Below are 13,096 nucleotides of genomic sequence, written 5' to 3'. Positions count from 1 at the left end.
CTGACAGTGCGGCCCGACACCTCGGTAGTGTGTCGGGCCGTACGCGTGCCCAGACACCAAAGTCCAGCCAGGGCCAACTCAAGGTGTCGTCGCAGGCCGGATGATCGTACGAAGCCCCGGCGCTTCCTGGCTACACCATGCCGTCGCAGATCACGCCCTACTTGGCACTGCCGAGGCTCTAGCCCATGGAGTTGAACTCACCGGCTTCGGCACCAGCCCGGAACGCGTCCCACTCCCCTTGGTCGAAGACGAGAACCGGCCCATCCGGCTCGACGCTGTTGCGCATCGCGATGTAACCGCCGATGAACGCGACCTGTGGTCCCCCGGGCGAGTCCGGCGCGGAGTGCCACACGGCCCCGGTGAGGTCGATGTCCTTGGGCTTCGGCATTCGGCCGGAGGGTTCGGTCACAGTAGGTCTCCTGCATTGGTCTTGGCGTGCCCCGGTGAGGGCAGTGACATCAGCCAGTATCGCGCCGCAACGGGAACGTCCGCCCCAGCCATCGGCAGGCCGGCGAGGCCCGCGCCTGAACCGTGATGCACGCGCGGGGCACCGGAGGTGCCCCGGGAGGTGCCGTGGATCTCGCGGATCTCCGCGGCCGGGAGCCCAGCCAGGCGTAGTAGGTGGAGCGGTTGATGCCCATGACACGGCGCATCAAGGCGACGCTGAAGCCGCCGGGGTTGGCCTCGGTCGCCTTCTCCGCATCGATGAAGCGGCACACGATGCCTACTTCATCGTCCTTCGCGAAGAAGGCGAGGCCTTTTTCAAGATCTCGATGGTCTGCTGCTGTTCCCGATTTCTCTTGCGCAGCCGCGCGAGCTCCTCCCGCTCGGCCGTCGTGAGCGCGCCCGCAGGGCCCTCACCCCGGTCAACCCGGGACTGCTTCACCCAGCCACGCAGCCCCTCCGGCCCCCCAGTTTCCGGGCGATCTCGGTGACGTTCCGATGCGGCAAGGATCGGACGAGCGCGATCGCGTCCCGTTTGAACTCCGCCGTGTACCGCTTACTCATGTTGCTCTTGCCACTCAACCTGGACTGTTTCCGCCGGGACCCAACCGTCCCAGTATCAGGCTGTCCAGTTCAGCGGAGGAACTTCAGCCCCAGGCTCCTCTTCCGGAAGGACACCGCATGACCGTGCGCACCCGCCAGTTCCCGCTTCGCGGATGGACGTTCGCCCTCACCACCGGCCCCGGCCGTCTGAATGCTGCCCTCACCCGCCCCCGCCCCCTGGACCCGGACCGGTGGGACGGCCCCCAGCCCGCCTTCGCCCTCACCGTCCGCGCGGCCCTCACCGACACCTACGTCACCGACCCCGCCCCTGAGCGGTGCGCCCTGCGCCACTACCCCCACCGCGTGTGGCAGCGCTGGGCCCACCGCCACCCCGACGCGGCCCTCCAGCTGGCAGGTCCCGTCGCCACCGGGCCCCGGGACCGCTCCGGCCGCACGCTCACAGCCGGGCCGTGGAGCGCCACCCTCGACCGGTCCGGCGTACGGGTGCGACGCCTGCCCGAGTTCGACTGCGACTGGCACGCGCCCGTCACCGACGAGGACTGCCTCCCCGCCGGCCGCTACGCCTTCGAACCCGAGCCCCGCCCCCGCGCCGTGTGCACCTGTCCCCGAATCCGACCCTGGTTGCGCGTGCACCTCACCCGGCCCGAGCGCATCCCCGCCCAAGCGCCGTTCTGACAGGCCCCCGCACCCCGTCCCCGGGCGGGTCCGGCACACCGACGGCCGGGACCCCGCACCCCTCGCAGGCCCCGGCCACCACACACCACCACCCGACGCCCCGCCACACGGTGGCCCCGGCCCGGCCCTGCTCCGTTGAGGGTTGACCGGCCCGTCACCGGTTCTACTGTGCGTCTTGTGCCCGCCCGTCGGCCGTGACCACCCCGGCCGTACGGGCTTCCCCCTGTGCCTCCCCACCCCGGCCCCCGGCGGCGGGTCGGCGCCGCCCGTGCCGCCCCGTCACCCACGGCTCGACCCTCGAAGCCGTGGTCACCTACGTGTCCCCGGTACCGCTGTTCTCCTCGGGATCCGAGGCGGCCGCCCACGGCCAGGCCGACATCGACCGCCCCGGCCCCGAGGCCGACCGCCTGGTCGACAAGATCATCCGCACGCGGCGGGACATCCGCCTCGGCTGAGCCTGCTGAGTCGCCGGATTGAGCTCGCCCAGCTGATCGTCACCCACGTCACCCTCCGCCGGGACGGCATCGACGTGCGCCTGGTCGACCATGGTTGATGGGTCACCTCATCAGGCCCCGCCATCAGACCAACGAGCATCATCTTCGATGGTCACGCTTCCGGCGACGCAGCCAAGCCCGAGCCCGTCGCTCTCACTACAAACGTCGAGGCCAGATCCCCCAGATGCGGTTGCAGTACTAACCCCGTCGTACGGAGCACCGCGCTCCTGCGGCGGGGTTCTTCTTTTTCACAAGCAGATCGGCGAAGCCGATCTCGGGTGCCTCCCAGAAGAGCACTGCCTGCTGGTCAGTGCCGGGCCCTACAGAGCCTTCACAGGCCCTGTTCCACGCTCCGCGGGAGGCAACCATGTCCGAGAACAGCGAGCGCGTGCTGCTGCACGTCAAGTTCCTCAACGACCACCTCGAGCCGACCGTCGAAGGCGTCCGCACCGGCGCGAGCCTCCGCGTCGTCGCGCGCACCGCACCCGATGGCCGCGTGACCGTGTCGGGCTCCGTGTCGCACCGCGTGCACCGGATGCGCGCCTCCGGAAGGGTCCTTCACCACTGGCAGACCCAGCAGGCGTTCTCGCTGCTGCGCACCAAGGCGGACCTCGTGGTGCTGCGCATGCTGGAGAAGGCCAGCCGGAAGAACCGCACCCAGCACCTCTTCGCTGGCGGCGAGCGCCAGCTCGCGGGGCTGCTGTACCGGCTCGGGGAGCAGACCCTGCTGGCTCCGATGTGCCACTACATGTGGGACGCACACCGTCAGAACACCCGCGTCGTCGAGGGCCCCGAGTTCCAGGACCTCGAAGGCGGGATCCAGGCCCAGATGAGCTCGATCCTCCAGGCCCTCCAAAGCGAAATCCTGCACCTGATCGGCGACCTCCCAGCCGCCGGGGAGCGGTTCCCGCTGCTGAAGCAGGTCTCTCCTATCGGGCTCGCACACTCGGGCCAGATGCACTACCTGGACGCCGAGGACTACAAGACGGTCGCAGAGAAGGTGCTCGGCAAGACCCGGTACCGCAAGCCGCTGGCGCGCGAGATCCAACGCCTGACCGAACACATGCTGACCAAGCAGGACTGGCATCGTCAGCCCCACGACATGAGCGTGCTGAACTGGTTTCGCCTGTTCCGCGGGCTCGTGCCGATCGACTGGATCATCGAGTCGATGCGCCGCACCGAGACGAACCACTACATAGGCCTCAAGTCGGCCGAGCTCGTGCAGGCCCGTGCGCTGTTCCGCCGCGTGCCCCAGCCGATCCTGGGGCGGATCCTCGCCGAGCCGGCCACGCAGAGCGTCCGGATCATCGGGGACACCGTACGGGACCTCGGCAACGTCCATATGCAGCTGCGCGACCTGGACCTCCTGCCCGAACTGATCAAGGCCCGGGGGCAGCGCCGCATCCGCGGCGCTCAGGACCTGGAGACCTTGGTGCGCTCGATGCCCGAGACCCGGGTGGAGAGCCGCTCGTTCGCGCGCTCGAACCAGGCGATCAGCGCCATGATTGACGAGGCGAACGCTCTGCACGAGATGCACAGCTACAACGAGCAGATCGCCCGGCTCGAAGGCCGTGACCTGCCGGTCGCGACCTGGGAGCTGTGGAAGGACCGAGCGTTCCGCGAGGCCGCCGACGATTTCCTGATCGAGCACCGGCGGGCGCTGATGACAGCCCAGCAGCGCGAATGCGAGGCGTGGGCCGGACGCTACCACCAGAAGCAGCTGGCCCGCGAGAAGGAGCGGGCCGCCTGGGCCGCGGACGTCGCCGAGAAGCTCGACGGCATGCACGTCGGCGGGTTCCGGCTCGTCGTCGCACGTGACACGGACACTCTGGCCCGATGGGGATCGCAGCTCAACAACTGCATCGCCGGCTACACGCACAGGCTGGGCCTGGACGTCTTCGTCGCCGTGATCGACGACCAGGGCGACTCCGCCGGCCGCGTACGGCTCAACATCGAGATCAACCGCGAGGGCGGCATCATGCAGTTCCTCGGCACCAACAACCGCGACGCGGTCAAGGTGAAGGAGCTGGGGAAGGGGCCTGCTCAGCTGGTGCTCGATGCCATCACCGGCGCCGGGATCCCGGTCCACGAGCACGCGCTCGGACTGCGGCAGCTCGCGATGCCGGGCCGGAACGCGGTGACTGCATGACCGAGACCCCCCGGCCGCAGCCCCGTGCAGCGCCGGGAGGGCTTCTTACCTGTACAGGTGAAGATCCGCAGCCGCGGATCCGGGTCGACTTCGCAGTCCTGGCCCTGACCTCGAGGAGACGACCGTGACCCAGACCAATAATCTGAAGCCGATGTTCCGAGACGAGCTCGGCTTCCTCTCCAACTTCGACGACACGCCCTTCGCGATGCCCCTGCTCGCCGGAAGCGGCACGGTCGCCTCCGGCGAGCATGCCTTCAACGCACTGAAGACGATCGACCCCGTCGAGCGGGCCCGTGTGCTCGGCGAGGCCACACCCGGCGGCGCGAAGCGCGAGGGCCGGCGCGTCTCGCTGCGCCCGGGATGGGACACCGGCGGGCGTGTGCGCGCGATGCAGCAGGTGCTCGTCACGAAGTTCGCGCTGCCCGACCTAGCCGCGCGGCTGGAGGCCACCGGCGACCTTGAGCTCGTGGAGACCAACCACTGGCACGACCAGTTCTGGGGCTCGTGCTTCTGCCCGGCCCACGCCGGGACGCCGGGCCGGAACATGCTCGGAGAACTGCTCATGGCGATCCGGGACCATCGACGGTAGAGCGGCGGCCCGCAGGAACCCGTACGGGCGTACGTGAGTCATACGGTGCCCTCGGCTGTCGTGGCTGATTCCGCAGGAGGCTGTGAGTCGTCCTTCTTCGCTTGCTCGGCGAGGATCTGTTTCACCTGCCAGGCCGGTGCCCGTGTTGCCAGGGCGATGTCACGCCGCGTGGTACGCCGCAGAGCCAGGGCATGCACCGCGGCGCGCAAGGCCTGTTCGCGTGCGTCGTCGGCGGCCCGGAGCGTCTCCAGCTCCGGTGTCACCGGGATGAGCGTGACCTCGGCGCTTACGCCGACGAGTTCGAGCCCCTGCGCGGCGTTCGCCTCGGTCGCCCTCAGCGTCCGCCCGTGTGCGTACACCCCGTGCTCGGCAAGGTGCGTTGCCCAGGTCCGGCCGCGCCGGTGGGCCTGGCCCTCGATGGTCTCGCTCACGCCGCGCTCCCCATGTCCTCGATGACCTGCTGGACGAGGGTGTCCGGCACGGGGGAGGGCAGGACGATCTGCCGGTTCCCGATCCGGTACAGCGTGTGCGTGGCGCTGCTGCTGACCGCGGTGACGGTGAACCCGAGACGGGAGGCCGCGGCCCGGATCCGCAGCAGCGGGCCGCCTTCGACGCCCGCGCGCAGTCCCGCGGTGACCTCCTGGGCCTGCATCCACTCCTCCAGGCTCACCACCGGCTTGTGCACGACCTTCGGCGACCACACCCACTGGGAAATGGGGTTGCGCCGCGAGAACCCGGCGCGGCCGGTGCGGTTCGCCCGCCGGTTGTACACCTGATATCCCGTCAGCTTCGGGTTCGATACCAGACCCTCGACCCTGTTGTAGGTCCACTCGCCCTCGATCGGGTACCGGTCGGGCTCGGCCTTGAGGATTGCGACGATGTCCGGCCCCTTCAGGCGCTCCTCGCGCCGGAGGCGGCACAGCTCCCGGGCGGCGTCGAACCGGCGTGAGTCGGGGTGCGGAGCGAGTTTGCTCTTCGGCCGATCCGCGCCGAAGCGTCCCTTTTCCCGAACCGGGGCGTTCTCGTCGATCAGAGTGATGTACGGGTACGGCGCATAGCCGTGGTTCCAGCCGTTGATGGCGTGCTGGATCTGCCCGCCCATGGACATCTCGTTCAGGACGGTGCGGTAGACCTCGGCCTCGACCTGGCCGTAGCGGCGGCTGCGTAGCTGGCCGGACTTGGTGCCGCCGACCGGCTCGTTGGCGTACACCACCTCTGCCCCGAGGCGCTCCAGCTCGTGCTCCACGGTGAGGCTGGTCAGCATGGCGCGTGCCATGCGGTCGGAGCGCTCGGCCAGGACGTGGGTGACACCCAGCTGCTCGGCACGGTCCACGAGGTCCTGGAGTCCGCCGTCCCGGGGGGTCGGTACGGCGAGCGCGTCGTACATCTCCTGCGGCCCGAGGCCCCGCAGGTTCGGGGGCAGCATCCCGGACTCGACGTCCCAGAAGTACGCGACGAACTCCTCGCCCTCCGCCAGGCGCTCGGAGGCGAGGACCACCTGCCGCGGGATGGACGAGGCCGGGTTCTGCTGGTCCTTGGTGGAGACACGGCCGAGGAACACCGAGCGGCGAGGACGCGCGTCGGCCAGCCGGTAGTTCGGCAGGTGGCTGAGGTCGATGGGCGGGGCGAACGGGTTGGTCATGACGTTCCTACGGACTCGGAGCGGACAGTGGTGCTCTGATGGGGCCCCGGCGGCCCCCGGGGGGGTGGGGGGCGTTCACCGTGCGGCGTACTCGCTGTGGAGGGTGGCGGCCTTCTTCCACCAGTCCTCGCGTATGCCGGCGTCATCGCGGGCTCGCGCGCACTGGCCGCGCTGGTCGCCCATGCCGCCGGCCAACGGCGCGTGCAAGTGGGGGACGGATGCCAGAAGCAGTGCGGCGTAGTCCTGGCCGCCGAGGAAGATGACATCCGCGTCGTCCAGGCCGAGGCCCGCCGCTTGCCAGCGGATCGTCTCCGGCGCGACGGCCTCCTCGTCCTTGAGTGTGACGTCGTAGGGGTGCAGGGGCCGGTCGAGCGGGACGAGGCCGTGGAGCGCGGAGGCGATGAAGATCAGCGCGGAGTCGGTCAGGGCGTCCGCGGCGGCGCGCAGGGACCGGTGGTAGTCGCCGATGTAGAGCTCGCCAGCCGGGTGGCCAGGAAGCGGGTTGCCGTACTCGTTGACGCCTGGAGCTGGCAGCTTCTTCTCCCCGCAGGCGATGACCACGACGCGCCGCCGGTGGACAGCGATGTTCCCGCGCTGTCGGGCGTAGAGCCGCCCGGCCTCCGTGAGGTAGAGAGGGCGGCCCGTCGCCTCCCATGTGGCCTCGCTCTTGTCGTGTGGCTCGGGCCGGATGGCGGCGTAGCCGCTCGCGACGACCTTCCGCAGGGTGGAGCCCCGGAACCATGCCTCGCCGGCGCGGTAGGCCGGATCATCCTGGCCGGGGACGTTCTGGTCGGGGCGCCGCGCGGCAGCGAGCACTGCCTCGTGCTGCCGACCAGGCAGCTTCGGCAGGACGCGTGGGGCGTCCGCCAGCGCAGCACGGCCCGGATTCTCCTTCCGCCAGGCGCCGAGGGCCATCCAGCCGGCCTCGGTCATCCGGTGGGTACCGCGGTCGGCGGTGTGCGGGACGAGCAAGCCGTCGGACATCAGCTTGGCGAGCGCTGCGGGGTGCCCGGCAACGAGGCCGTCGTCGTTGGCGTCGAGGATCTTCGCGCCGGTAGGGCTGAGGCCGTGACTCATCTGGTGGTTTCCTCGTATCTCTGGGGTAGACGGTGAGGGTGAACGGGGCCCATGTCGCGGAGCTGGAAGAGCGGGCCCAGCTAGCAGAAGTCGCTTGCGCTGCGGGCCGATGGTCCGCGCGTACTTGTGGCAGCCGCCGTGGTACAGCGCCGTTGCCCCGACATCTTCGAGTGCCCGAGCGAGCCATCGCGCGCCGTCTTCCTCAGCTCGGCGGGCGGTGGCTCCGAGTGCGATGAGCCGCCGTTCGACTGCCGCGTGGCCAGTCTCGTCGCGGCGAACCTTGGCTGCTGCGCGGTCGGAGCCTCGGATTCCCTTGGCGGCGGCGTCCTGGAATGCTCTCGCGCAGGCCCAGGATTCGCCGTTCGAAGCCACTGAGTCAAGAAGACACATACGCGAGAGCTCAAGCGATTCCTTGAGCGGCTCCTTCTACGCATCGTTGCAAGTAGTCGAAGCAGGTCAGGGTATGCGAAGCCTGTAGGTCGAAAGGTCGCCCTACAGGCAATCGAAGCGTGGCGGATGCGTGAAAGTAGAGTCAGCAGCGGATTGGGTCAGGGCACGGAGAATCTGGCGGCTGGTGGATGTTGATTGACCATCGGGGGACGTTGTGACGACAGAGCAGGTCGGATCTCTCAGTCAGGCTGAGGAGCGGTTGGTCGCCTACCTCAGCCAGGCGGCCGAGACCATCGCCCCAACGGCGCGTCCGATCGTGGAGGGCTGGGCCTACACCAGCCAGTTCGACCTGCTGCTGCGTGAAGGACGGCTCTTCACGCCGGCTCCACTCCCCGTTGAGGTCGAGCGTTTGCACCCAGGCTTCTGCTTCACGAACGCCGCTCAGTTGGCCAACGACCATCCCGAGCTCCAACTGACCTATGCAGAAGGTTACGGTGCGGCGCAGATCGACGTGACCCAGGCACTGCATACTCCGCATGGCTGGGCCGTAACTTCCGAGGGCCTGGCGCTCGATCCCACCTGGCCCCATGAAGGCGGCAGCGCTTATCTCGGGCTTCCCTTCGCTGACCCGAGTATGTGGCCCCACCCGCTCCTCGGCCGGAGCCTTCTCCAGGAGCCGCCGTTTCTGCATGACGTGCTCCGGTTCGGCCTACCTGACGGTCTGCTCGCCGACCTTGGCCGCCCGATCTGTGGGTAGGTTTGGCAGTCGGGCTGAGGTTGGTGGACGACGCTGGAGGGTTGATCCGGTCTCCGTATTAGTGCGCTAGCCCGCGGTCTTCGCGGCGAGGGCCTGCTGCTCAACGTGCCGGGCCGCGATGTACAGGCCCTCGCGGTTCAGGTGCCGCGAGTAGCTCGAGTCGAGGTAGAGCACGGGCACGTCGCCCGCGGCCTTCAGCAGCGCCGGGTGCAGCAGGTGCTTGATCGGACCTGAGCCGCCGCCGTAGACGTAGACGACCTCGGTCGTCGCGCCGGCCTGCGAGAGAACGTCGCCGAAGGAGGAGACGATCTCGTCGACCAGGTAGCTGGCCTCGTCCTCGACGAAGCCGGCGGCCCGCTGGTGACGGTTCCTCACCAGCACAGACGGCTCCGCGTGGAGGAAGTCCGCCAGCTGCTTGCGCGAGGAGAACTGCAGCGTGGCGTCCGACTCGCTCATGCGCTCCATGGCGTTCATCAGCGCGGTGCCGTAGCCCTCGTCGAGCGTGGCGGCCGCCTCGGCGTTGAACCGCCCGTCGGTGAAGACCGGGAAATTCACGGTGCCTTCGCCGACGTCGACGCCGATGGTGTGCTGGACCGCCACCAGGTCGGAAGCGGAGACACCCTCGACAATGGACGCGTCACGGGTGCGCAGATCATCGAGAAGAGCCTGGGCCAGCGGCTCGCCCTTGTCGGTGATGGCGAACTGCGCGGAGGCACCCTCGGCCATCACCTGGACGTCGACGAACTGCAGGCGCACCGAGACCGGGGTGCTGAAGTTCTTGATCGTCACCAGGTGCACCGCGGGGTCGGAGCTGCCCAGCAGGCCGATGAACTCGGTGGCGTAGGCGTGGCGGCGCGCGACGAACTCGGAGATCGGCAGCGCCAGGCCGGCACGCACGTGCACGCGCAGCTCGTGATCGGGCAGCGCGCCGTTCTCGCTGACGTAGTCGCGCAGGGCCTTCGCGGCGAAGACACCCAGGACCAGGACCTTGCTCAGCTCCTGATCGGCCTTGGAGTGCTTGCCCAGCACCTCGAACTCGGTGAACTTCGAGCCGCGTACGCTCAACGCCGCCCGGCCGAAGATCCGGCGGTCCGACGCCGCCACCAGGGGAGTGGTGAGCGAGCAGTCGATCTGGTTGTAGAAGTCGCCGGCCATCACGGTGGCCGCATCCGCGTCGGGGAGCGGCACCTTCGGCGAGGTGCGGGAAGTCGAGACGACCGCGCTGGGCAGATCGATCTCGTCGAAAGTGCTCTGCTTCGTGTTCTGGATGACGCCCTTGACGTAGCCGTTGCCGACGTCGATGCCGCCGGTGAGGGTGATGATGTCGGTGGTGTTCGTGCTCATGAATTCGGCCCCTCGGTGTCTGCGTTGTCTGTCTGGAAGGTGAGAGCCACCGCGTCACTCAGCGCCGAGTGCTCGCCATGATTTCGTCGATGGACGCCTGCTTCGGCGGCTCCGGCGGTGGGATGGGGGCGGAGGCCTCGGCCGTCTCGACCGGTGCGGGAGCTGGCTCGGGCCGGGACACCGGCGCTGGGGCTTTCTGCTCGACGACGACGTCGGCCTGGTCGGTGACTACGGGCTGCTGCTGCGGCTGAACCGGCCGGACGGCCGGACGGGGCTCGGCTGTTGCTTCGTCGTCCTCGCGCTGCTCGGCAGTCTCCAGCGGTGGTCGGCCACGACGCGGCAGCTGATCGACGGGCTTGTAGAAGACGTCGATGTACCCGTCGCGCTGAATGGACTCCCGAATGAGCTGTCGCAGCGACTGCGAGATGTTCTCCTGCTGATCGAGCCACTCGATCACCGAGGTATCGGCAGCGGGCACGGTCCAGCGAACCTTGCGAGGTTCACCCGACTGATTCGCCATCGCACTCACCTCGCCCGGCCACTTGCTCATGCACTTCATCCAGTCGCTCACCGGATGTCTCGCGCTCTGCCATATGAACTCACCGCCTTCCGGGTTTCTGCTTGAATTCGAATCGATGCAACGTCACTCTAGTGGCCCTATCGAGTCCCCTGCAAGTCTCATTCGATACGCGAGTGAGGCGCCATTGGTGTCCCTGTTGAGTACTGGCGGGTACACCGGCGAGACGTCACAGTGCCCCACCTGGGACGACCGCATGCGCCTATGAGCTCTACGTGCGACGCAACAAGGGCTCCAAGGGGGCACCCTCGAGACACCTGGGGTCACGGCGCCGTCCCAGGGGGAACCGCATTCGAGTACACAGGGCGTCCCGTCGGCGTCCTGACTGTGTCTCCTGAAGGGCCTCGCCGGTCGCCGCTACCCAGACGTGCCCTGCGAGGGTTCCGTATGCGACACCAGGGCGGCATCGTTGGAGCGGGCGCGAGACGCCGTAAGGACGCTCTCGGGACTCTGATAGCCGCAATGCCGGCCAGTCGGCGTCTTGTGCGTGCCCTAGTTGCGTCCCCCGTGTATCCCGATGGGTCACCTCGGAGACGCGAGGGGGACGCTTTTCACTGCCGTTTCGTAGGGACGAAACGCCTGTCTGCGCTTCACGCCGAATCGCGGCGGTCGGTAAGGGGGTGGGTGCCATCGGCTCGCTTGATGGACGGACGGGGCGGGGGCTGGTCGCCAGCTTGGGAGCCGGCGATTTCTCACCCAAGTGCCGCCAGCTCCTCGCGAGTGAAGCCGATCGACTGGTCACAGGTGCCGGGGTGGTCTTCGACGAGCAGGAACGCCTCAGAGACGACGACCTTCTCGCACCCCGGCGCGATCCGTAGCTCCCGTCGGCCCTCGTCGTCCCAGAACAACCACCACAGTGCGAGTCCTCCAGGCTCGTGCTGCATGTCTAGGACGGTCTTCTTTGGCCCCACCCGCCTGTATGGACGTCGACCGTCACGGTTCGGATCGAGCCCCAGCCTCAGCGGTCCGGCCAGGCGAGGACAATCACGGTGACGTCGTCCCGGGTGCCGCCCCTGGTGGCAGCGCAGGCCAGCGCCGACCCGACCAGACTGTCCGCGATCCGGCTCGGCGGGTGCTCCGTTGAGCCGGGGGCCCCATGGTTCCGGATCAGGCGGACAAGACGGTCCTCGCCGATCGCTCCGTGCAGGCCATCGCTGGCCAGCACCACCAGCCGCACCCCCTCGGAGGCCTCCGACTCCCGTACCGACGCGACGGACGACCGCGCGAGGGAGACCCGTACCCAGTCGTCGTGGTGCTCGGCCCGCGTCGCGGGCCCGCCCGGGTGCACCGTCCGCAGGAAGGAGCCCATCGTGTGATCGGAGGTCAGCCGCACCACCTCATCGGTGACCGGGTCGTACGACCAGGCCGCGCAGTCACCCGTCCACCCGACGGTGACCTCCCGGCCGGGCCTGGCGACGACGGCGACCGCGACCGCGTCCTCCTCCGGGCAGGAGTCCGGGCCCGGGTCGGCGATCATCTCGGCGGCGGTCAGGATGCCGTGCAGTGGCCCCCGGGTGGCGGCGATCCGCGCGCCGACCTCCGCCAGGAAAGCGGAGCGCGCGGTGATGCGCTCCGAGTGCCCGATGCCGTCGACCACGCAGGCCGCCGTGGTGCCGTCCTGGAGGACGTGAACGTAGGCACCGTCGCCGGTGGGACCACCCGTTCCGACAGCGGTGGCGACGGCTGTTAGAACGCCCGCGGGGACGTCCGTGAGCTGAGTGTGCATCATGCCCATCAGCCTATGGGGGGCTCCTGTCGGCCTCTTTCACGGTTGGTTAACGCAGCCGCGGCGAGGGCTGTGCCGCCTGCGGCAGCAGGTCGATGAGCCAGGGCTGCGCCCCGTCGGGAGCAGACCCGTACCCCCGCCTCGCTCGTGCTTCACGAGGACGGATGAGCATGGGGGTACGGTCGTATCACGGACGGCAAAACAGCAGTACAGCCAAGGGTGCAATGACCAGGGGAAACAGCCCGTCCCGTACCCCCGCTGCGCGGAAAGGGGGGAGGGGTACGGGTCAAGAGGGTACGGCCTGTTTCCCCTGGTGTTCCAGGCTTCCGCTGACGCTCCAGCCGTGGAACAGCGACGACGACGACAAGGAAGCAAAAAGGGCATAAGGGAACCTGATAACACGTGTCCTGCGGACCCTCGCTTCGCTCGGCCTCTCCGCTGCGCTCCGAGGACGTGTTAGGGCGGGTATTCGGTCGTGATCAACGGGTCCGGGTGAGGTCCTTGATCCAGATCATCGCGCCACGGAGGTGGAGGCCGGCGAGGTAGCTTTCCGGGGTCTTGTCATACCGGGTGGCGATGCCTCGCCAGGCCTTCAGCTTGTTGATCAGGCGCTCGACGGTGTTGCGCTCCTTGTAGAGCTCGGCGTCGTGGCTGACGGGCCGGCCGCC

Annotated in this window: 13 protein-coding genes and 1 pseudogene; 5 read left to right on the top strand and 9 right to left on the bottom strand. The window is 68.7% G+C overall.

All coding sequences use genetic code 11. From position 1 onward, the window contains the following. Positions 1–178: 178 nt before the first annotated feature. Positions 179–409 (bottom strand): DUF397 domain-containing protein, encoded by a 231-nt coding sequence (locus tag ACIQIB_RS30025; protein ID WP_400761783.1) that lies wholly within the window; start codon positions 407–409, stop codon positions 179–181. 716 nt (positions 410–1,125) lie between these two features. Here ACIQIB_RS30025 and ACIQIB_RS30020 point away from each other — a divergent pair. The 4 genes from ACIQIB_RS30020 to ACIQIB_RS30005 all read left to right on the top strand — a co-directional run bounded on the left by ACIQIB_RS30020 (position 1,126) and on the right by ACIQIB_RS30005 (position 4,915). Beyond that, positions 1,126–1,683, top strand: coding sequence for a hypothetical protein (locus tag ACIQIB_RS30020; protein ID WP_400761780.1), 558 nt, complete (start codon positions 1,126–1,128; stop codon positions 1,681–1,683). Between the two features lie 305 nt (positions 1,684–1,988). Next, positions 1,989–2,138 carry a hypothetical protein gene (locus ACIQIB_RS30015; protein ID WP_400761778.1) on the top strand — a complete coding sequence of 50 codons (150 nt, stop codon included), beginning with the start codon at positions 1,989–1,991 and terminating at the stop codon, positions 2,136–2,138. Positions 2,139–2,544: 406 nt separating this feature from the next. Then, positions 2,545–4,326 (top strand): PcfJ domain-containing protein, encoded by a 1,782-nt coding sequence (locus ACIQIB_RS30010; protein WP_400761776.1) that lies wholly within the window; start codon positions 2,545–2,547, stop codon positions 4,324–4,326. A gap of 124 nt (positions 4,327–4,450) precedes the next feature. Then, positions 4,451–4,915 (top strand): NADAR family protein, encoded by a 465-nt coding sequence (locus ACIQIB_RS30005; protein ID WP_400761773.1) that lies wholly within the window; start codon positions 4,451–4,453, stop codon positions 4,913–4,915. Positions 4,916–4,953: 38 nt separating this feature from the next. Here the strand turns inward: ACIQIB_RS30005 and ACIQIB_RS30000 are convergent, their stop codons facing one another. The 3 genes from ACIQIB_RS30000 to ACIQIB_RS29990 form a co-directional block, all read right to left on the bottom strand. Then, on the bottom strand, positions 4,954–5,346 hold the full coding sequence (locus ACIQIB_RS30000) for a hypothetical protein (RefSeq protein WP_400761772.1): 393 nt from the start codon (positions 5,344–5,346) through the stop codon (positions 4,954–4,956). Then, on the bottom strand, positions 5,343–6,557 hold the full coding sequence (locus tag ACIQIB_RS29995; protein WP_400761769.1) for a recombinase family protein: 1,215 nt from the start codon (positions 6,555–6,557) through the stop codon (positions 5,343–5,345). Before ACIQIB_RS29995 ends, ACIQIB_RS30000 begins: the two co-directional genes overlap by 4 nt. Positions 6,558–6,632: 75 nt before the next feature. Then, positions 6,633–7,634, bottom strand: a complete 1,002-nt coding sequence (locus ACIQIB_RS29990) for a DUF6884 domain-containing protein (RefSeq protein ID WP_400761768.1) — start codon at positions 7,632–7,634, stop codon at positions 6,633–6,635. Between the two features lie 649 nt (positions 7,635–8,283). On the opposite strand from ACIQIB_RS29990, the gene ACIQIB_RS29985 reads away from it, so the two are divergent. Then, positions 8,284–8,781 (top strand): hypothetical protein, encoded by a 498-nt coding sequence (locus ACIQIB_RS29985; RefSeq protein ID WP_400761765.1) that lies wholly within the window; start codon positions 8,284–8,286, stop codon positions 8,779–8,781. A gap of 66 nt (positions 8,782–8,847) precedes the next feature. Here the strand turns inward: ACIQIB_RS29985 and ACIQIB_RS29980 are convergent, their stop codons facing one another. The 5 genes and pseudogenes from ACIQIB_RS29980 to ACIQIB_RS29960 form a co-directional block, all read right to left on the bottom strand. Further along, positions 8,848–10,125, bottom strand: a complete 1,278-nt coding sequence (locus ACIQIB_RS29980; protein ID WP_400761762.1) for a hypothetical protein — start codon at positions 10,123–10,125, stop codon at positions 8,848–8,850. Positions 10,126–10,183: 58 nt separating this feature from the next. Beyond that, the gene (locus tag ACIQIB_RS29975; RefSeq protein ID WP_400761760.1) at positions 10,184–10,675 is read right to left on the bottom strand and encodes a hypothetical protein; all 492 of its coding nucleotides are present in this window, start codon (positions 10,673–10,675) and stop codon (positions 10,184–10,186) included. Positions 10,676–11,394: 719 nt separating this feature from the next. Then, positions 11,395–11,586, bottom strand: coding sequence for a hypothetical protein (locus ACIQIB_RS29970; protein WP_400761757.1), 192 nt, complete (start codon positions 11,584–11,586; stop codon positions 11,395–11,397). A 74-nt stretch (positions 11,587–11,660) separates the two neighbouring features. Next, positions 11,661–12,431, bottom strand: a complete 771-nt coding sequence (locus ACIQIB_RS29965) for a hypothetical protein (protein WP_400761754.1) — start codon at positions 12,429–12,431, stop codon at positions 11,661–11,663. 476 nt (positions 12,432–12,907) lie between these two features. Beyond that, a pseudogene (locus ACIQIB_RS29960) lies at positions 12,908–13,096 on the bottom strand (IS5/IS1182 family transposase); the annotation flags it as partial.

Source organism: Kitasatospora sp. NPDC092286 (assembly GCF_044755565.1).
GTDB lineage: Bacteria > Actinomycetota > Actinomycetes > Streptomycetales > Streptomycetaceae > Kitasatospora.
The sequence above is the reverse complement of the archived record's forward strand: the minus strand, read 5'-3'. Positions and strand labels throughout refer to the sequence as shown.